Here is a 271-nt window from a genome sequence, read left to right on the forward strand (position 1 = left end):
TCTTTACTAAGAAGGAATTGCTAAAATCGATTGTTGTGTCATTTAGAACAACACCTAAAGTGACTCCACCACGGGCCGCATTTGAACATATCCCTTAGTGCCATTTGATTTAATCCAGGTATAACCAGCAGATTCAGTCCAAGGTTCATATGTTTTCGCCGTAGCAGCTTGACAACTAAATGACCTTGCATATTCTTTACCAACACTCAAAATTTGTCCATCATAATTTGAAGATGGAATATCTTCTACTCCCTCTGCATTTGCAGCAGGG

1 protein-coding gene is annotated in these 271 nt (G+C 39.5%); it reads right to left on the reverse strand.

The features are described from left to right. Positions 1-54: 54 nt before the first annotated feature. The coding region (locus SB822_RS57305) for a hypothetical protein (protein WP_410859134.1) at positions 55-271 on the reverse strand (217 nt) is incomplete at its 5' end.

Source organism: Paraburkholderia sp. SIMBA_054, from assembly GCF_046534875.1.
GTDB classification, from domain to species: Bacteria; Pseudomonadota; Gammaproteobacteria; order Burkholderiales; family Burkholderiaceae; genus Paraburkholderia; species Paraburkholderia hospita.